This window comes from Terrabacter sp. Soil811 (assembly GCF_001429655.1).
GTDB lineage: Bacteria > Actinomycetota > Actinomycetes > Actinomycetales > Dermatophilaceae > Terrabacter.
On the sequence record NZ_LMSX01000007.1, the window covers coordinates 449,534 to 468,059 of the forward strand.

The 18,526-nt window shown below is 72.0% G+C and carries 15 protein-coding genes; 10 read left to right on the top strand and 5 right to left on the bottom strand.

Annotated features, from left to right (window positions below):
• Together ASH01_RS08985 and ASH01_RS08990 are read left to right on the top strand one after the other, a co-directional pair.
• Positions 1 to 2,994, top strand: coding sequence for an AAA family ATPase (locus tag ASH01_RS08985; protein ID WP_056774426.1), 2,994 nt, complete (start codon positions 1 to 3; stop codon positions 2,992 to 2,994).
• Positions 2,995 to 3,117: 123 nt separating this feature from the next.
• Complete coding sequence (locus ASH01_RS08990) at positions 3,118 to 3,498, top strand: DUF1304 domain-containing protein (protein ID WP_056774429.1); 381 nt, start codon at positions 3,118 to 3,120, stop codon at positions 3,496 to 3,498.
• Here ASH01_RS08990 and ASH01_RS08995 read toward each other — a convergent pair.
• Positions 3,491 to 4,816 carry an MFS transporter gene (locus tag ASH01_RS08995; RefSeq protein ID WP_056774433.1) on the bottom strand — a complete coding sequence of 442 codons (1,326 nt, stop codon included), beginning with the start codon at positions 4,814 to 4,816 and terminating at the stop codon, positions 3,491 to 3,493. The two genes, ASH01_RS08990 and ASH01_RS08995, sit on opposite strands and share 8 nt — an antisense overlap.
• A gap of 7 nt (positions 4,817 to 4,823) precedes the next feature.
• Positions 4,824 to 6,548 carry a phenylacetic acid degradation protein PaaN gene (paaN, locus tag ASH01_RS09000; RefSeq protein ID WP_056774436.1) on the bottom strand — a complete coding sequence of 575 codons (1,725 nt, stop codon included), beginning with the start codon at positions 6,546 to 6,548 and terminating at the stop codon, positions 4,824 to 4,826.
• A gap of 104 nt (positions 6,549 to 6,652) precedes the next feature.
• On the opposite strand from paaN, the gene ASH01_RS09005 reads away from it, so the two are divergent.
• Together ASH01_RS09005 and paaI are read left to right on the top strand one after the other, a co-directional pair.
• Positions 6,653 to 7,873 carry a 3-hydroxyacyl-CoA dehydrogenase NAD-binding domain-containing protein gene (locus tag ASH01_RS09005; RefSeq protein WP_056774438.1) on the top strand — a complete coding sequence of 407 codons (1,221 nt, stop codon included), beginning with the start codon at positions 6,653 to 6,655 and terminating at the stop codon, positions 7,871 to 7,873.
• A complete protein-coding gene (gene paaI, locus ASH01_RS09010; RefSeq protein ID WP_200959111.1) occupies positions 7,870 to 8,322 on the top strand; it encodes a hydroxyphenylacetyl-CoA thioesterase PaaI in 453 nt (150 codons plus the stop codon). Before ASH01_RS09005 ends, paaI begins: the two co-directional genes overlap by 4 nt.
• Positions 8,323 to 8,452: 130 nt before the next feature.
• Here the strand turns inward: paaI and ASH01_RS09015 are convergent, their stop codons facing one another.
• Complete coding sequence (locus ASH01_RS09015; RefSeq protein ID WP_056774440.1) at positions 8,453 to 10,009, bottom strand: DEAD/DEAH box helicase; 1,557 nt, start codon at positions 10,007 to 10,009, stop codon at positions 8,453 to 8,455.
• A 366-nt stretch (positions 10,010 to 10,375) separates the two neighbouring features.
• Between ASH01_RS09015 and ASH01_RS09020 the strand changes: the two genes are divergently transcribed.
• The 5 genes from ASH01_RS09020 (at position 10,376) to ASH01_RS09040 (ending at position 15,329) form a co-directional block, all read left to right on the top strand.
• The gene (locus ASH01_RS09020) at positions 10,376 to 11,278 is read left to right on the top strand and encodes an ABC transporter substrate-binding protein (RefSeq protein WP_056774443.1); all 903 of its coding nucleotides are present in this window, start codon (positions 10,376 to 10,378) and stop codon (positions 11,276 to 11,278) included.
• Between the two features lie 8 nt (positions 11,279 to 11,286).
• Positions 11,287 to 12,234, top strand: coding sequence for an amino acid ABC transporter permease (locus ASH01_RS09025; protein WP_056774447.1), 948 nt, complete (start codon positions 11,287 to 11,289; stop codon positions 12,232 to 12,234).
• Positions 12,234 to 13,136, top strand: coding sequence for an amino acid ABC transporter ATP-binding protein (locus ASH01_RS09030; protein ID WP_056774450.1), 903 nt, complete (start codon positions 12,234 to 12,236; stop codon positions 13,134 to 13,136). Before ASH01_RS09025 ends, ASH01_RS09030 begins: the two co-directional genes overlap by 1 nt.
• A gap of 103 nt (positions 13,137 to 13,239) precedes the next feature.
• A complete protein-coding gene (paaK, locus tag ASH01_RS09035) occupies positions 13,240 to 14,559 on the top strand; it encodes a phenylacetate--CoA ligase PaaK (protein WP_056774452.1) in 1,320 nt (439 codons plus the stop codon).
• Positions 14,556 to 15,329: a DUF402 domain-containing protein gene (locus ASH01_RS09040; protein WP_056774455.1), complete on the top strand. Its 774-nt coding sequence runs from the start codon at positions 14,556 to 14,558 to the stop codon at positions 15,327 to 15,329. The genes paaK and ASH01_RS09040 overlap by 4 nt, the downstream gene beginning before the upstream one ends.
• Positions 15,330 to 15,356: 27 nt before the next feature.
• Here the strand turns inward: ASH01_RS09040 and ASH01_RS09045 are convergent, their stop codons facing one another.
• Entirely contained in the window at positions 15,357 to 17,414 is a 2,058-nt protein-coding gene (locus tag ASH01_RS09045) for a galactose-binding domain-containing protein (protein ID WP_056774457.1), read from the bottom strand.
• 142 nt (positions 17,415 to 17,556) lie between these two features.
• Entirely contained in the window at positions 17,557 to 17,715 is a 159-nt protein-coding gene (locus ASH01_RS22930) for a hypothetical protein (RefSeq protein ID WP_156415505.1), read from the bottom strand.
• 570 nt (positions 17,716 to 18,285) lie between these two features.
• Between ASH01_RS22930 and ASH01_RS09055 the strand changes: the two genes are divergently transcribed.
• The gene (locus ASH01_RS09055) at positions 18,286 to 18,507 is read left to right on the top strand and encodes a hypothetical protein (protein ID WP_056826088.1); all 222 of its coding nucleotides are present in this window, start codon (positions 18,286 to 18,288) and stop codon (positions 18,505 to 18,507) included.
• Positions 18,508 to 18,526: the final 19 nt, after the last annotated feature.

Sequence of the window (18,526 nt, forward strand, 5' to 3'; positions counted from 1 at the left end):
GTGCAGCTGCACCACCTGTCCATGACGGCCATCGGGCCGTATGCGGGCACCGAGGTCATCGACTTCACCACCGTCGGGCGCGCCGGCCTCTTCCTGCTCGAGGGGCCCACCGGGTCGGGCAAGTCGACGATCATCGACGCCATCACGTTCGCGCTCTACGGCAAGGTCGCGCAGGCCTCGGCCGACGTCGAGCGCATCCACTCCCACCACGCCGACCCGCGCACCGTGCCGGTCGTCGTGCTCGTCTTCGAGACGCAGTCGGGGCTCTACCGCGTCCAGCGCACGCCTCGCTTCGAGCGCCCCAAGTCGCGCGGCGACGGCACGACGGTGCAGCAGCCGACGATCAAGCTGTGGCGCCTCCAGACGCCCGACGACCTCGAGGGCGGCGAGCTGCTCTCGACCAACATCGGGGACTGCGACGACGAGATCACCCGCGCCGTCGGGCTCACCCGCGACCAGTTCGTGCAGACCGTGATCCTGCCGCAGGGCGAGTTCGCGACGTTCCTGCGCGCCCGGTCCGAGGACAAGGGCAAGCTCCTCGAGAAGGTCTTCGGCACGGCGTTCTTCCGCCGGGTCCAGGACGAGATCGTCGAGGCCGGGCGAGCCGCGCAGGCCCGACGCCAGTCAGCGGTCGACGAGATCCGGCTCGCGGTGCACGCCCTGGCGGTGTCGGCCGGGCTCGAGACCGAGCGGCGCGACGAGCTCGAGGACCTGAGCCGCACGACGCCGGAGTCCCTCGACGCCGAGCTGGCCCAGGTCGTCGACGAGCTGACGACGCGCGAGCGCCACGCGGGCAAGGCGAGCCGCGAGGCCATCGAGACGCACAAGCAGATGGCCGACATGGTCAGCGACGCCCGGCTGCGCATGCAGCGCCGCGAGCGGCTCATCCAGCTCCAGCAGCAGGAGCACGACCTCGGCAAGCAGGCGGTGGCCTTCCAGCAGCTCGGCGAGGAGGTGGCCCGAGCGCGCCAGGCTCGCCCGGTGGCCGGCGCCGTGCGCACCCTCGCCCAGTCCGAGGCGACGCTCAAGCGCGCAGAGGCAGCCCTGACGCAGGCCCGCGCCCGCGTCGACCCGGCGCTGCGCGACCGCGGACCGGCTGCCCTGCGCGAGGCCGCCGCCCAGGCCCGTGAGGTCGTCGGCTCCCTCACCGGTGCCATCGCGCTCGAGGGCGCGCTCGCCGGCCGCATCGCGGACCTGGCGCGGCTGCGCGAGCGGCTCGACGGAGCACGTCGGTCGGTGGCGTCGGTGACGAGCGAGCTCGAGGCCCTCCCCGGCACCATCGCCACGCACGAGGCGGCGCTCACAGAGGCGCGCCGTCTGGCGGCACTGCTCGACGGGCGCGCCGCCGAGGGCGATCGGGCGAGGGCCCGGCTCGAGGCGTCGGTGGCCCGCGCGGCTGCGGTGGCTCGGGTCCCGCGGGCCGAGTCGGCCGCGACCGAGGCGCTGGGCACGGTGGCGGCGGCCGAGTCGTTGCTCGCGGGGCTGCGCCGGGCTCGCATCGACGGCATCGCCGGCGAGCTCGGGCTCTCGCTCGTCGGCGGCGACCCGTGCCCGGTGTGCGGGTCCGTCGAGCACCCCTCCCCTGCCCGCCCGACCCTCGACGCCGTCACCCCCGAGCAGATCGACGCCGAGGAGTCCCGCGTCGTCCGGCTGCGCGAGCAGGCCGCCACCACCGCGGAGGCCCTCGGGGCCCTCCGGTCAGAGGTGCGCGAGCTCACGGCCCGGTGCGAGGGGCTCGACGTGACCGAGGCCCGCGCCCGGGCCGAGGCGACGGCGCACGAGCTCGCGGCCTCGGTGCGGGCCCGTGCCGACGTCGAGGCCGGGGCGGCGCGTGTGACCGAGCTGCGCGACCGCGTCGACACGCTCAGCGCCGAGGCCGCCCGGCTCGGTGCCGATCTCGCGCGCGGCGAGCAGTCGGTCGTCGACCTCGACGGCCGCACCGCCGAGGAGACGGTCGTCGTCGAGCAGGCCCGTGACGGCCACCCCAGCGTCACCGCGCGACGCGAGGCCCTCGTCGCCGGCGCCAGCCGCATCGACTCCCTCGTCGACGCTCTCGGGCAGCGTGACGTCGCCGCGTCGTCGGTCGCCGAGGACACCGCGGCGCGCGACGCCGACCTCGCGCAGTTCGGCTTCGCCGACGTCGCCGAGTGGATGGCGGCCGACCGCGGCGCCGAGTGGATCAATGCCAAGACCCAGGAGATCGCGGAGTTCGAGCGGGCCTGCACCCAGGTGCGCGCCGGGCTGACCGGGCCAGAGCTCGCCGACGTCCAGCTCGACGCCCTCTTCGACGACATCGAGCAGCTCGAGGCCCTCGCGGCCGCCGCGAAGAAGGACATGGAGGCCGCGAGCAACGAGCACGGGAGCCTCCGTGACCAGGTGACGCGCACCAAGCGACGGGTCACCGACATCCGCGAGGCCATGGCCCGCAACGCCGCCGTCATCACCTCGACCGCCGACGCCGTGCGGGTCGGCCAGCTCGTCGCGGGCAACGGCGACAACCAGCTGAACCTCGACCTCGCGAAGTACGTCCTCATCCGCCGCTTCACCGAGGTGCTGTCGGCGGCCAACACCGAGCTCGGCCGTTTCTCGGGCGGCCGCTACACGCTCGAGCACACCGACGCCAAGAAGGGCAACGCCAAGTCCGGGCTCGGCGTGCGCGTCCACGACATGCACACCAACCAGGTCCGCGAGGTCGGCACCCTCTCCGGCGGTGAGACCTTCTACGTCTCCCTGTCGCTCGCCCTCGCCCTCGCCGAGGTCGTGCGCGCCGAGTCCGGCGGCGTCGACCTCGGCACGCTCTTCGTCGATGAAGGCTTCGGCACCCTCGACCCCGACGTGCTCGACGACGTCATGCACACCCTCGAGGGGTTGCGCGAGGGGGGCCGCACCGTCGGCATCGTCAGCCACGTCACCGAGCTGAAGTCGCGGGTCGCCGACCGCATCGAGGTGCTCGTCAAGCCCGACCGCACGAGCACCCTGCGCATCACCGCCTGACCGCCTGACCGCCTGACCGCCTGACCGCCGGAGCCTCCTCCACACGTCGAGAGGCCACGATCTGCGGGTCTCCACACGTCGAGAGGCCACATCCTGCGGGTCCCGGACCCCTACGATCCGATCATGAAGATCGCCGCGAGCGTGTTCGTCGGGCTGGCCGCACTGCTGCACTTCTTCATCTTCTGGATGGAGACCGTCGGCTGGACCCGCCCCGAGGTGTGGAAGCGCTTCGGCGTCGCTGACCAGGCGGCTGCTGACGTGACCCGGCCGATGGCCTACAACCAGGGCTTCTACAACCTCTTCCTCGGCATCGGCGCCGCGCTCGGCCTCGTGCTCTGGTGGACCGGCCACGACACGGCCGGGCGCACCCTCGCCCTCTTCTGCACGGGCTCGATGGTGGCCGCGGCCGCGGTGCTCGTCACGACCGGCCGCAGCTACGTGCGCGCCGCCCTGACCCAGGGCACGCTGCCGCTCATCGGCTTCGTGCTGGCCCTGCTCAGCTGACGTCGGCGGCGGTGCGCCTCACCCGGGCCGCGCCGACGACGAGGATGACGACGCCGACCGCGGCCGACCCCGACGCGAGCGCCGAGTAGCCGAGCGACCCGACGACGATGCCGGCCGCCACGCCTCCCCCGGCACCCGCCAGACCCATGAGCACGTCGGCGAGTCCCTGGGTGGCGGGACGCTCGTCGGTCGTGACGACCGACGTGAGCAGGGTCGAGCCCGACACGAGGGTGCACGACCACCCCACCCCGAGCAGGAAGAGGGCGACGAGCAGCAGGCCGGACCAGCCGGCCTGGGAGCGGGACGCGAGCAGCGATGCGACCGTGAGCACGACGCCGCCCGTCATGGCGACCGGCGGCGCGCCCCACCGGTCGACGGCCGCCCCCACGAGCGGCGACAGGGCGAACATCCCGAGGATGTGCACCGAGATGACGAAGCCGATGACCTCGAGCTCCGCGTGACCGTGCTTCATGTGGATCGGCGTCATGACCATGACGCTGACCATGACGAGGTGGCCGAGCGCCATGACGAGGATCGCCTGGAGCGCCCGCGGGTTCGACCGCACCACGGCGAGGCCGCGGCGCATCGAGCCGTCGTGGTTCGGCACGTCGGCGACGCCGCCGGATGCCGGGTCGGCCACGACGTCAGGCGCCGCAGCCCGGCGCCCCTCCTCGCGGTGGGCGGCGTCGAGGGCACGCGCCGTGAGCAGCGGGTCGGGCCGCAGCAGCCGGTCGACGACGAGCCAGGCGGCCACGAAGCCGACGAGGGAGAAGACGAACGTCCCGGCCAGCTCGGGCAACCCGAGACGGTGCGCGAGCACCTCGCCCGGTCCGACGAGGTTCGGTCCGACCACCGAGCCGATCGTCGTGGCCCACACGACGATCGACAGGTCGCGCCCGCGGCGCGCCGGGTCCGCGAGGTCGGCGGCGGCATACCGCGTCTGGTTGTTGGCGGTCGTGCCGCCACCGAAGAGGAACATGCCGACGACGAAGAGGGGGAACGAGCGCAGCACGGCCGCCACGAGCACGAGCGACGCCCCGACGAAGGCCACGGCCAGACCCCAGCGCAGCCCGACGCGGCGGCCCCGGGCGGCCGTCGCCCGGGCGACGGGGATCGTCAGCAGCGCCGTGCCGAGCACCTGGGCTGTCGTGCCGACACCGGCGAGCGCCTCGGTGCCGCTGAGGTCCTCGGCGATCAGCGCGCCGACGGCGATGCCGCAGGCCATGCCGACCCCGCTGAGGATCTGCGACCCGACGAGAGTGCGGACCACCTTGCGTTGCAAGGTCGCCCGGTCGAGCTGAGCTGGAGCGAGGACCATCAGCAGCTCAGACGTGACGGCGCGACGTAATGACGCGGAAGCGGTTCGCGACGAAGGCGGCGTCGGTGTAGGCGGAGTTCGCGGCCGGGTTGGCCCCGGTGCCGTGGAAGTCGGAGAAGGCAGCCGTCTGGTTGACGAAGATCTGCCCCGTCAGGTTCTCGGACAGGGCGACCCCACCCTCGGCCGCCGCGTCACGCGCCGCATCGAGCACCGCGTCGCTCGTCGAGTAGACGGCAGCGGTCATGGCACCGTGCTCGCGCACCGTGTCGGCGAGCTGCGCGAGCGACTGCTCCGTCGAGGCCGTCCGGATGAGGAAGCCGACGGGACCGAAGCACTCCTGGGTGTAGACGTCCTCGCGGGCGACGTCGACGGCGACGAGACCCGGGGCGCGCACGACGGCGTCGCCCCACGTCGGGTGCACGACGCGACGCGAGTCGAGCACGACGCGGCCGTCGGCGTCCTCGGCGATCGAGGCGAGGGAGTCTGCGTTGGAGCGGACCTGGTCGTTGACCGTGGCCCCGAGCAGCTCGACGGCCTTGGCGTCGTCACCGGTGAGCCGGCCGACGGCGCCGGCCAGTCGCTCGCCGAACTCGTCGAAGGTCAGGTGGCCCTCGTCGGTGTCGACGCCCCCCTCGGGCACGTAGAGGTTCTGCGGGGCGGTGCACATCTGCCCGGAGTAGAGCGTGAGGCTGAAGGCGAGGTTGCCGAGCATCCCGCGCAGGTCGTCGGTCGAGTCGACGACGATCGAGTTGAGGCCGGCCTTCTCGGTGTAGACGAGCTTGCCGTGCGCGGCCGCCGACTCCTCGAGCCAGGCCCCGAAGGCCGGGCCTCCGGTGTAGTCGATGATCGCGACCTCGTCGCGCTCGGCGAGGGTCTTGGCGAGACCCTGCCCGTCGGCCTCGGCCGCGAGCTGCACGAGGGCCGGGTCGAAGCCGGCCTCGGCGAGCACCGACCGCGCGACCTCGACGGAGATCGCGAGCGGCAGCACGGCCCGCGGGTGCGGCTTGACGACGACCGCGTTGCCCGTGACGAGCGAGGCGAAGATGCCGGGGTAGGCGTTCCACGTCGGGAAGGTGTTGCACCCGATGACGAGCGCGACCCCGCGCGGCACGAGGCGGTAGTCCTTCTGCATCCGCGTCGGCGCGGGCTTCCCCTCGCGATCACGACCCGGCTTCTCCCAGACGACCGACGCGGGCACCCGCTCCTGCTCGACGAGCCCCGCCGCGATCGCCTCGATCGCCCGGTCCTGGGCGTGCGGGCCGCCGGCCTGGAACGACATGACGAAGGGCTGCCCAGACGTGTGCATGACGGCGTTGGCGATCTCGAAGCTGCGCTTGTTGATGCGGTCGACGATCTCGACGCACACCGCGGCCCGCACCTGCGGACCCGCGTCTCGCCAGGCCGCCATGGCCGCGCGTGCCGCCGCGAGCCCGGCATCGACGTCGAGCGCCGGGTAGGTCGCGCCGAGCGTCGGTCCGTAGGGGGAGACCTCGCTCCCCACGAGGGTGCCGTCGGTCGGCTGGCTCGACAGGGCGGCATACGCCCCGTCCAGGTGGGCCTCGTGCGCGGCGAGCCCGTCGGCCGCGGCCGTCTCGCCGTAGACGCGGGGGCTGGGCGACTCGGGGTAGCGGGAGTACCAGCTGCGGCTCGCCAGGGCCTGACGGATCTCGTCGAGGACTCCCGCGTGCGCGTCGAGCAGGGGGTGGGTGGGCGTCGTTGCCGGTGCAGTCACGGGTCGATGCTAGCCCCGCTCCGGACCTCAGCCGTATGCCGTCACGGGCGGTCCGCGACCGCCCGCCGCGCGCCCGGGGTGGGCCACGCGGCAGGATGGCGGGCATGGACAGGGACACCACCGAGGCCAGCACGGACCACCCCGACCAGTCCGCCTTCGGACCCGTCGGCGTCATCGGGGCGGGGGCCATGGGGGCCGGCATCGCCCAGGTGGCGGCCACCGCGGGCCACGCGGTCACCCTCGTCGACTCGGTGCCGGGCGCCGCGGCAGGTGCCGTCGACACGATCGGCGCCGCCCTCAAGCGGCTCGTGGACAAGGGCCGCCTGTCCGACGAGGACGCGTCGGCGGTGCTGGCACGCATCACCCCGGCCGCGTCGGTCGAGGAGCTGCCCGAGTGCGGCCTCGTCATCGAGGCCGTGCCCGAGGACCTCGACCTCAAGCGCCGGATCTTCGCCGACCTCGCCGACGTCCAGCCGTCGACGACGGTGCTCGCGACGAACACGTCGAGCATCGACATCGACGACATCGCTGCCGAGGTGGCCGACCCGGAGCGGGTGCTCGGACTGCACTTCTTCAACCCGCCGCCCGTCATGCGGCTCGTCGAGGTGGTGCACGGCGAGCGCACCGCGCGGGCCTTCGTCGAGCACGCCGTCGCGCTAATGGACGCCTGGGGCAAGACGCCGGTGCGGTGCAGCTCGACCCCGGGCTTCATCGTCAACCGCGTCGCGCGTCCCTTCTACGGCGAGGCGCAGCGCATCGTCGAGAGCGGCGTCGCCGACGCGGCGACGGTGGACTGGGCGCTCCGCGAGAAGGGCGGCTTCCCGATGGGGCCGCTCGAGCTCACCGACTTCATCGGGCAGGACGTCAACCTCGCCGTCGGCACGTCGGTGTGGGAGCAGACGGGACGTGACGAGCGCTACGCGCCGACGGCCTTCCAGCAGGGTCTCGTCGAGGCCGGCCGGCTCGGCCGCAAGACGGGCTCCGGGGTGTACGCGTATGCCGCCGACGGCTCGGTCACCGGTGCCGAGCCGGACGTCGAGCTCGCCGAGCGCCTCGTCGGTGGACCGGTCGCGACCGACCCGCTCGCGCGCACGCTCGCGATGCTCGTCAACGAGGCCGTCGACCTCGTCGCCCGCGGTGAGGCGAGCGTCGACGACGTCGACACGGCGATGCAGCTCGGCACGCGCTACCCGAAGGGGCCCATCGCGTGGGGCCGCGAGATCGGCTTCGACGTCGTCGCCCGGCAGCTCACCGAGCTCGACGAGGCCTTCCCCGGTGGTCGCTACCGGCCGAGCCCGGCCCTGACCGACGGGAGCCTGACGTGAGCGAGACCCAGCTGCCCGCCGGTGGTGGGGACGGCCAGGACGTCGAGGCCGGGGTCGCGTTCGCCCGGCAGATGTGGGACGACGACGTGGCCTCGCGACGCCTCGGCATGGAGGCCGCCGTCGTCGAGCAGGACCACGCCGTCGTGCGGATGGCGATCCGCGACGACATGGTCAACGGTCACGCCATCTGCCACGGCGGCTACATCTTCACCCTGGCCGACTCGTGCTTCGCGCTCGCCTGCAACTCGCGGGGGCGCCTCACGGTGGCGGCCGGGGCCGACATCTCCTTCACCGCGCCGGGCCGGCTCGGTGACGTGCTCGTCGCCGATGGCCACGTGCGCTCGGCGTTCGGGCGCAGCGGCATCACGGACGTGACGGTCAAGCGGGAGTCCGACGGTCAGATCATCGCCGAGTTCCGCGGCCGGAGCCGCAGCCTCAAGCGCCCCTGACCCTGAACCGTCGAAAGGCCAAAGTTCGCGGGTCCTCCTCGTCGAGAGGCCAAGGTTCGCGGGTGCCAGACCGTCGAGAGGCCAAGGTTCGTGACGAACCTTGGCCTCTCGACGATTGACGTGCGCTGGGTCAGCGGGAGCGGCGGCCACCGGCGCGGGTGCCGGCGGAGAACGCCGCGGCGCTGCCGCCGCTGCTCGTCGAGTAGACGGTCGAGGAGCCGCCGCGACGGCCGGAGCCGCCACCGTTGCCGGCGCCGCCCGAGCGGCGACCGCCGCCCTGGCCCTCGCCACTCTGGCCGGAGCGACCACGACCCGAGCCGCGACCACCGGCGCCGGGCCCACGAGCACCCTCGCCGGCCCCGCGACCTGCACCGCGGCCACCACCGGTGGCAGCGCCGCTGCCGCCCTGGCCACGCGCACGACCACGGGCGCGGCCGGAGCCGCCGGACGCCGAGTTCGAGCCCGAGCCGGAGCCCGAGCGGGCCGGGGCGTCCTCGCGGACGAGGCCGCCGGCATACGACCGGTCGCCGGGGGCGAGCTCGGTCAGGAGCGGGTGGCCGAGCTGGACGCGCGTCGTCGTCGGCTTGATGCCGGCCTTGCGGGTCAGGTCGCGCACGTCGCGCACCTGCTCGTCGAGCATCATCGTGACGACGATGCCGTCGTTGCCGGCGCGGGCCGTGCGACCCGAGCGGTGCAGGTACGCCTTGTGCTCGACCGGCGGGTCGGCGTGGATGACGAGCGCGACGTCGTCGACGTGGATGCCACGGGCGGCGATGTCGGTCGCGACGAGCGTCTGCGCGCGGCCCGAGTGGAAGTCGTCCATGTTGCGCGTGCGGGCACCCTGGCTGAGGTTGCCGTGCAGCTCGACGGCCGGAACTCCCGAGGCGTTGAGCTGCTTGGCGAGCTTCTTGGCCCGGTGCTTGGTGCGGGTGAAGACGACCTTGCGGCCCGGAGCCGCGGTGAGGTCGAGGATGACCGGCAGGTGCGAGCCGTTGTCGACGTGGAGCACGTGGTGGCTCATCGTCGAGACGGGCGACTGCGCCGAGTCGGCCTCGTGCGTCACGGGCTGGTGCAGGAACTTGTTGACGAGCACGTTGATCGCGCCGTCGAGCGTCGCCGAGAAGAGGAGGCGCTGGCCGTTGCGGGGCGTCTTCTCCATGATCCGGCGCACGCCCGGCAGGAAGCCGAGGTCGGCCATGTGGTCAGCCTCGTCGAGGATCGTGACCTCGACGCTGTCGAGGTTGACGTGACCCTGCTGCATGAGGTCCTCGAGACGGCCGGGGCAGGCGACGATGACGTCGACGCCGTTCCGGAGGCCCTGGACCTGCGGGTTCTGGCCGACGCCGCCGAAGATCGTCTGCGAGTTGAGGCCGAGCGCCTTGGCGAGCGGGGCCATCGCGGTGTCGATCTGCGTCACGAGCTCGCGGGTCGGGGCGAGGATGAGCGCGCGCGGACGGCGGGCCAGGCGGCTCCGACGCGACTGCGAGAGGCGGGTCAGCAGCGGCAGCAGGAAGGCGTACGTCTTGCCGGAGCCGGTGCGGCCACGGCCGAGGACGTCGCGCCCGGCGAGGGAGTCGGGCAGCGTCGCGGCCTGGATGGGCGTCGGGGTGGTGATGCCGAGACCGTCGAGGATCGTGACGAGGTCGGCGGGCACGCCGAGAACGGCGAAGTTCGTGTCAGTGGACACAGGTGGATACTCCAAAAAGTGGAAGCGGTCGTTCTGCCCGGCGCGAAGGGCCTCAGCTGTGAGGTGTCGCGGCGCAAGAGCGAATCGACGGGGCCGGCGACACTCCGCCAGGCCAAGAAGAAGCGGCCCGAGGCAGAACTGGGCGGACCACTGGGACAAAGACTACCCGAGCGGGCGCCGAGGACGTTAACCGAGCCCTCGACGGGTGCCCGGCGAGGCCGCACCCGGGGCTTTCCTGTGGGCCCGCTAACGGTTCGGCTGCATCCGTGGGCACCCGCACCGAAAGGTGGCAGGATCGGCCAATCAGCCGGCGCACCGTAGCGCCCGCACCTGAATGACCGCGTTCGCCCCGGAAGGACCATCTTGATGCGTCGCATGTCCCTCATCGCCGTCACCGGCTTCGTCGCCGCCGGCCTCACGCTCTCCGCCTGTGGGTCGGACTCGCTGTCCAGCTCGCCGGGCGCGGGCAGCACCCCCGCCGGGACGGCCGCCGGCGGTGGCGTCGACCAGGCCCTCGCGGCCAAGGTTCCCGCCAAGCTGAAGTCGGCGGGCAAGATCGTCATCGGCACCGACCCGACGTACGCCCCGAGCGAGATGCTCGCGGGCGACGGCAAGACGGTCGAGGGCTTCGACGTCGACGTCTTCAACGCCGTGGCGGCCAAGCTCGGCCTCAAGACCGAGTGGGTCCCGGCCAGCTTCGACTCGATCATCCTCGGCGTGACGGGTGGCAAGTACGACGTCGGCGTCTCGAGCTTCACCATCAATCCGGACCGCAAGAAGCAGGTCAACATGGTGAGCTACTACAAGGCCGGCACCCAGTGGGTCGTCGCCAAGGGCAACCCCAAGGGTGTCAACATCGACGACGCCTGCGGCCGCAACATCGGCGTCCAGAAGGGCACCGTGCAGATCGACGACCTCACCGCCCGCAGCAAGAAGTGCACCGACGCCGGCAAGTCGGCCATCAACCAGATCGTCCAGGAGGGCCAGGACCAGGTCACGGCCGACGTCGTCAGCGGCAAGACCGACGCCATGCTCGCCGACTCCCCCGTCGGCCTCTACGCCGTCAAGCAGACCGGCCAGCTCGAGGCCCTCGGCGCCATCTACGACTCGGCTCCCTACGGCTATGTCGTGCCGAAGGACCAGACGGACTTCGCCAACCTCCTCGTCGAGGCGCTCAAGGCCACGCAGAAGGACGGCAGCTACGAGGCGGCCCTCAAGAAGTTCTCCGTCGAGGCCGGCGCGATCAGCGACTTCGCCCTCAACCCGTGAGTGATCCGGTGACCACACCGACCACCGACGACCGGCCGGGCCTCATCGAGGCCCGGCCGGTCCGGCACCCCGGACGATGGGTCGCGCTCGCCGTCATCATCGTCCTCGTCGCGATGCTGATCAGCTCGTTCATCACCAACGAGCGGTGGGGCTTCTCCAAGGCCCTGGAGATCATGAACCAGAAGCCGGTGCTCGAAGGGCTCTGGAAGGGCACCATCGTCGGCACCATCGGGTCGATGGCCATCGGCATCGTCGGCGGCGTGATCATCGCGATCCTGCGCCTGTCGCACAACCCCGTCCTGCGCGGCGTCTCCTTCGTCTACACGTGGTTCTTCCGCGGCATCCCGCGCCTCGTGCTCCTCGCGATGATCGGCAGCGGCGTCGGCTTCCTCTACGCCAACCTCGACTTCGGCATCCCGTTCGGCAAGCAGCTGGCCTCCCTCATGGGGCTCTCGAGCGACTTCACGTTCTTCACGCTCGACGTCAACCAGTTCTCGAGCAGCCTGCTGGCGGGCATCATCGGCCTCGGCCTGTCGGAGGCGGCCTACATGGCCGAGATCGCACGGGCCGGCATCCTGTCGGTCGACAAGGGTCAGAACGAGGCGGCGGCCGCGCTCGGCATGAACCGTGGCCAGTCCATGCGCCGCATCGTGCTCCCCCAGGCGATGCGCGTCATCGTGCCGCCGACGGGCAACGAGACCATCGCCATGGTCAAGGACACCTCGCTGCTCTCGGCCATCCCGATCATCACCGAGCTCTTCTACCAGACCCGCGCCATCGGCACCCGGACGCTGCAGATCATGCCGTCGTTCGTCGCCGTCACCGCCTGGTACCTCCTCGTCGGGTCGGTCCTCATGGTCGGGCAGTACTTCCTCGAGCGGCGCTTCGGCCGAGGCTTCGGCACCGGGGCACCCAACAAGCGCTTCGCGCGTCCGGCCGGGGCAGGAGGCGCCTGATGTCAGACACCACCACCAGCGAGCCCACGAGCGAGCCCACGAGCGGGCCCGCCACCGGGACCGACGCTCGCTCGCGCACCGGCGAGGACCAGCCCCTCGTCCGCGCGCTCAACGTGCTCAAGAGCTTCCACGGCAACGAGGTGCTCAAGGGCATCGACCTCGATGTGCACCGCGGCGAGGTCGTCTGCCTGCTCGGCCCCTCGGGATCGGGCAAGACGACGTTCCTGCGCTGCATCAACCAGCTCGAGGAGATCGACGGCGGTCGCATCTGGGTCGACGGCGACCTCGTCGGCTTCCGCGACGACGGCGGGCAGCTGCACCACCTCACGGACAAGCAGGTCGCGACGCAGCGCCGTGAGATCGGCATGGTCTTCCAGCGCTTCAACCTGTTCCCGCACATGACGGCTCTCCAGAACGTCATGGAGGCTCCCGTCCAGGTGCGGCGGGTCGGCAAGAAGCAGGCGCGGGCACGCGCGCTCGAGCTGCTCGAGCAGGTCGGCCTCGGCGACAAGCCGAACGCCTACCCGGCACAGCTCTCCGGTGGCCAGCAGCAGCGGGTCGCCATCGCCCGGGCGCTCGCGATGGACCCCAAGCTCATGCTCTTCGACGAGCCGACGTCCGCGCTCGACCCCGAGCTCGTCGGCGAGGTGCTCCGCGTCATGCGCGAGCTCGCCGACCAGGGCATGACGATGATCGTCGTGACGCACGAGATGGGCTTCGCCCGCGACGTCGCCGACCACGTCGTCTTCATGGACGGTGGCGTCGTCGTCGAGCAGGGCAAGCCGAAGGACGTCATCAGCAACCCGCAGCACGAGCGGACGCAGTCGTTCCTCAAGCGCATGCGCGCCGAGGACGACGAGGCCGCCGCCGACGCGGAGTCCCTGGAGACGCCGGACGCCTGACCGTCCCCGTGCACGTCGAGTGGGCGCTCTCTCCCCGGAGACAGCGCCCACTCGACGTCGTGGGCGAGGAGCCTCGGCCGGACGGTGTGGGCACAATGGGCCCATGACGACGGAGTCACCCGAGAGCCGACCGCGCCTGCCGGACCACGAGATCCCCACGATCGGGGTCGACGAGCTGCGGGGCACCCAGCTCGAGCGGCTCCAGCAGACGGTGCGGACGGCATACGACAACGTCCCGCACTACCGAGCAGCCTTCGACGCCAGGGGATTCCACCCCGACGACCTGCGCTCGCTCGACGACCTGAGCCGGATGCCGTTCACGACGAAGGCGGACCTGCGCGCCAACTACCCCTTCGGGATGTTCGCCGTGCCGCGCGAGCAGGTCGTCCGCGTGCACGCGAGCTCGGGCACCACGGGCCGTCCGACGGTCGTGGGCTACACGAAGGCCGACATCGACACGTGGGCCGACCTCATGGCCCGCTCGATCCGGCTCGCCGGCGGTCACCCGGGCGACGTCATCCACGTCGCCTACGGCTACGGCCTCTTCACCGGGGGCCTCGGCGCGCACTACGGCGTCGAGCGTCTCGGCGCAACGGTCGTGCCGGTGAGCGGCGGCATGACCGAGCGGCAGGTGCAGCTGATCCGCGACTTCCAGCCCCGCGTCATCATGGTGACGCCGAGCTACTTCCTCAGCCTGCTCGACGAGATGGAGCGCGAAGGCGTCGACCCCGCGACGACGAGCCTGCAGGTCGGGATCTTCGGTGCCGAGCCGTGGACCGAGTCGATGCGCCGGGAGATCGAGCGACGCACCGGCATGGACGCCGTCGACATCTACGGCCTCTCGGAGGTCATGGGGCCCGGCGTCGCCCAGGAGGCCGCGACGACGAAGGACGGCCTCCACATCTGGGAGGACCACTTCTACCCCGAGGTCATCGACCCGATCACCGAGGAGGTTCTGCCCGACGGTGAGCTCGGCGAGCTCGTCTTCACGTCGCTGACGAAGCAGGCGATGCCCGTCATCCGCTACCGCACCCGCGACCTGACGCGGCTGCTGCCGGGCACCGCGGTCCCGTCGATGCGGAGGATGGAGAAGGTCACCGGTCGCACCGACGACATGATGATCGTCCGCGGCGTCAACGTCTTCCCGACGCAGATCGAGGAGCACGTGCTCGCCGAACCGCGGCTGTCGCCGTACTTCCAGTGCGTCCTGACGCAGCCCGGCCGGATGGTCGAGCTGACCGTGCTCGTCGAGCCGCTCTCGCGGCTCGAGCCGGGTGCCGCCGAGCAGATCGCCCGGACGCTCGAGGCGACGATCAAGGCCCGCATCGGCACGACGTGCCGCGTCGAGATGCGCGAACCCGGCTCGATCGAGCGCTCGATCGGCAAGGCCCGCCGGATCGTCGACGAGCGGCCCAAGGCATGAACGCGCACCGCACCGGACCCGTGCTCGAGCCGTATGCCGTGTCGGCGCCCGAGGGGGCCCGCCCGCTCGGCGTCGCCCCCTTCCTCGACCCCGGTGAGGTCGTCATGTGGCGCTACCGCGACCACGCGTGGGAGCCGGGCCGCCCCGAGACGGCGTCCCCGATGCGGGTCGTCCGCGACGACGAGCGGGGTCTCGTGGCCTGGCTCGCGCCCGGCACCGTGCACCTGACGAAGCGGTGTGCCGACGGCTCGGACCTGCGCGACGTGCCGATGGGCGAGCGGTTCCTCCGGGACGCTCGGCGCGTGCAGGCGCGCACGCGGTGGCACGGCGCCGGCATCCTGCGGATCGCCCCGGTCGGGGTGCCGTGGTCGGTGTGGCTCTTCTGGGACGTGCCCGACGGCATCGACCCGGCTGACCCCTCAGGACACGACGCCTGGGAGTTCGGCGGCTGGTACGTCAACCTCGAGACGACCCACCAGCGTTGCGGCGCAGAGACCTTCACCGGAGACCACGTGCTCGACCTCTGGATCGAGGCGGACGGCACGGTCAACGTCAAGGACGCCGACGAGCTCGTGGCCGCCGTCGAGCAGGGACGCGGGACGCCCCACCAGGCGGACGCCATCCGGCACAACGCGGAGCACGCCCGTGCCTCGTTCGCCGCCCGCGACTGGCCGTTCGCCGACGAGTGGACGCGGTGGCGGCCGGACCCGACGTGGACGACACCGGGCCTGCGCGACGACGAACGCTGGGACGTCGACCTCGTCGACTGACGGGCGGTCGCCCACTCCGACGGTCGCTCAGGTGGCCTGGACCCCGACCTCCCACAACGAGTAGCCGTACGACGTCGCGCGCCTCGTGCCGACGACGCGGACGTAGCGGGCCGTCGTCGGGGTGAACGCGAGCACGTCGAGGCCACCGTCCGCACTGGTGCGGCTCGCGACGGTCGTCCAGGTGGACCCGTCGGTCGAGACCTCGACGCGGTAGTCGCGGGCGGAGGCCGACTCCCAGTCGAGGACGACGCGACCGACCTGTCGGGCCGAGCCGAGGTCGACGCGCCACCACTGGTTGTCGCTCCAGGCGCTCGCCCATCGAGTGTCACGCCGGCCGTCGACGGCGCGGGGCGCCCGGAAGTCGGCGAAGAGGTCCCACTGGTAGCTGCTGGCCGTGGCCGGCCGCCCCGCCGCGAGGTCGGGCGGCGGCGTCCAGGTCTGGGCGGCCTTGGCGGTCCGGAGGTAGGACTCGGCGCCCATCGCCAGCTCGTCGACGACCTGCTGTCCACCGATCCGCCGCATGTCCTCGACCCAGTCGGGGATGAGTCCGTAGTGGGGGACGCCGTCGACGTTGTAGTCCCAGGTGCGCTGGCCGGTGACCTGGCGGTCGGCGGATGCGCCTCCCAGAGTCGTGAAGGGGTAGGCCACGCTCGATCCCGGTCGCGGCGCCGGTGTGCCCCCGAAGCCGTTCATGTCCATGCCGAAGCCGTAGCCGACGTGGTACTTCGCGCGCAGCGCCTCGTCGGTGTGCATCGTGTCGACGAACTCGTCGGCGTCGTGGCCGTACTGCGTGACGAACCCGCCCAAGCGGTAGAGGCGCTCGGTGAAGTGGATGTCCATCCACGAGTGCGACGACACGACGCCGGGGTAGTGCGCAGCCTCGAGCAGGTCGAGCGTGCGCGAGGCCGCCTTGACGCTCATGTGGTCGACCTCGACGACCATGCCGCGCTGCGTCATCCCGGCGAGGGCGTACTCCCCCAGCGAGGAGAGTCCGCGCGGGTTGCAGTGCGGACCCTCGGGGTAGATCGGCAGGACGAGTCCGAGCGGCAGGTACGGCGCGAGCTCCTTGGGGATGACGCCGTTGGCGACGGTGTGGTCGTGCAGCTCACTCGTGCACGTCTGCACCTGCCACCACTGGCCGGTGTTGAGGAAGTTGCCGAGGTTGACGATGACGCCCTGCGTGCCCTCGTCGAAGCGCACGCCGCACAGGGCGTTGTCGAACTTGTGGCAGAGGAACATCGAGCGCACCCCGAGCCCGTGCAGCTCGGTCAGTCCGGCGTCGATCTGCGCCTTGGTGCAGCCGGGGACACCGAGGGTGAGCTTGCAGCCGAAGGGGTTGCTCACCTCGACGCCGAGGATGACGGCGAGCTTGCCCTGGGCGACGTAGGTGCGGGCCTCGTCGGCGGAGTAGGCGATCCGGAACCAGCCCTTGCCGGTGCCGCCGTACTGCTGGTCGACGAACGCCTCGAGCTTCTTCGTCTCGGCGATCTGTCGGCGCACCGTGTCCATGTCGTCGCACGAGTAGCGGTTGACCTGTGTGGGCAGGCTGCACAGGACGTTGTTGTTGACGGCGTCGGCCACCATGACCCGCTGGCCACCGCGCCAGGCTCGCTCGACCCACGTGTAGTACATCTGCTGGTGGGTGAGGCTGCTCCATTTCGGCCAGTCGGCGAAGGTCGGCCACCCCACCGGGTCGTGGGTGGCGAGCGGGTTGCCGCCGGCCTTGTTCGTGAGGTTCTCGATGAGCGCGGCCTGGCCGTTGGGGTAGTGGTTGTCACAGTCCTTGAGGGCGTCGGCGATCCCGTTGGGGCTGAAGGTCGCTCCGCAGACGATGTTGCCGCCGAAGCCGACGTTGGACATGAGGTGGGTGTGCGCGTCGACGTAGCCGCGCACCGTGCCGTCGGGCTGAGTACCGCTGAACGGCGGCCCCGTGACGTCGACCTGCGAGTCGGGACTCTGCGGGTTGACCGGCGTGTACGGGTCTCCCGCGGCAGCAGCCGTGCCCAGCCCTGCCGCCCCGACCACGGCAGCCGCCGCAGCGGCGACCAGGGGTCGTCGGATGGTCCGGAACCAGCGCTTCGTCATCGAAGCCTCCCCGAGGAGTGTGGGTCTCCTGATTCCGGCGAAGTTACCAGCGGTAAGGCCGCCGCGCGCGCCGAGAACGTATGCCGTGCCGCCGCCTCGCGCGGCCGGGTCGAGTCGCCGCGTGGCCGGTCTGGGAGGAGGGTCAGGAGCTGCGGGTCAGCACGACCCAGCCCGTCGCGACCTGGCTCGTGGCCTCGGTGACCATGAGCTCGCCCGACCCGGCGGGCAGGCTTCGGAGGTCGAGCCGCACCTCGGTCCCGTCGCACGGGACGGTGAGCGTCGCGACGCGCGGACCCGACATCGGCCGCGAGGGAGCACCCGCAGAGCCCCCCTCACCCGGACCGAGCACGTCGACGACGAGCGTGCCCCCGGTGGTGGCCGGCAGGCACCGACCTGTGAGCCGGTAACGCTGACCTGCCCGCGCGGGTGAGGCCCGGCCCGGCTCCGACGTACCACTCCAGAAGAGGCCGTCCGCATTGCTGACGAGCAGGCGTGTCACATCGGCAGGCGACTGTGCGGGAGGCTCGAGCCGATCCACCGTCACCGTGCCACCGCCATCGGGAATCGTCGTGAACGACGGACCCTCGACCGTGGGCCGCGGGGTCGGCGCATCCGCACCCGTGCACGCCGAGGTCGCCCCGGCCACGAGGGCTGCCGCGGCGGCCACGCCCAGGTGACGGACGGAGCTCCGGGTCACCCTGCGTCGCGATTCACGCATCGACATCCCCGCCCATCTCCCTGCAGATGACGCCTGAACGCTACCTCTTGACCGCCGTCCGCGCGCCGCCTGACGTATCACCGACGCGCGGCGCCTCTCTGACCGTCGAGGCCTCGATGGCCTCGCGCCGCCAGAGGTCACGAGGAGCACGTCATGGGAATCCCTCCGCACGCAGCACGCATGGCCGGAGCCTGGGCCGTGCAGACCAGCCGACCGGCTCCCGTGCCAGCACCGGCATCGGCCCGTCCAGTCCCGCGCGACCGCTCGCACCGGATCACGGCGGCCCGCCTGCTGCACCCACTGCGTCGGCCGATCCAGCTCTCGCCCAAGGACGCCCAGAGCCCGCTCGGCACCCAGCCCGCCCGGCACGCCTGACCGGGCGATCCGGCATACG

What these genes read in the sequence shown, in the direction of transcription:
- ASH01_RS08990 (WP_056774429.1), top strand. Translation starts at nt 3,118, where the DNA reads ATGAAGATCGCCGCGAGCGTGTTCGTCGGGCTGGCCGCACTGCTGCAC.
- ASH01_RS08995 (WP_056774433.1), bottom strand. Translation starts at nt 4,816, where the DNA reads ATGGTCCTCGCTCCAGCTCAGCTCGACCGGGCGACCTTGCAACGCAAG.
- ASH01_RS09005 (WP_056774438.1), top strand. Translation starts at nt 6,653, where the DNA reads ATGGACAGGGACACCACCGAGGCCAGCACGGACCACCCCGACCAGTCC.
- ASH01_RS09020 (WP_056774443.1), top strand. Translation starts at nt 10,376, where the DNA reads ATGCGTCGCATGTCCCTCATCGCCGTCACCGGCTTCGTCGCCGCCGGC.
- ASH01_RS09030 (WP_056774450.1), top strand. Translation starts at nt 12,234, where the DNA reads ATGTCAGACACCACCACCAGCGAGCCCACGAGCGAGCCCACGAGCGGG.
- paaK (WP_056774452.1), top strand. Translation starts at nt 13,240, where the DNA reads ATGACGACGGAGTCACCCGAGAGCCGACCGCGCCTGCCGGACCACGAG.
- ASH01_RS09040 (WP_056774455.1), top strand. Translation starts at nt 14,556, where the DNA reads ATGAACGCGCACCGCACCGGACCCGTGCTCGAGCCGTATGCCGTGTCG.
- ASH01_RS09045 (WP_056774457.1), bottom strand. Translation starts at nt 17,414, where the DNA reads ATGACGAAGCGCTGGTTCCGGACCATCCGACGACCCCTGGTCGCCGCT.
- ASH01_RS22930 (WP_156415505.1), bottom strand. Translation starts at nt 17,715, where the DNA reads ATGTCGGGTCCGCGCGTCGCGACGCTCACCGTCCCGTGCGACGGGACC.
- ASH01_RS09055 (WP_056826088.1), top strand. Translation starts at nt 18,286, where the DNA reads ATGGGAATCCCTCCGCACGCAGCACGCATGGCCGGAGCCTGGGCCGTG.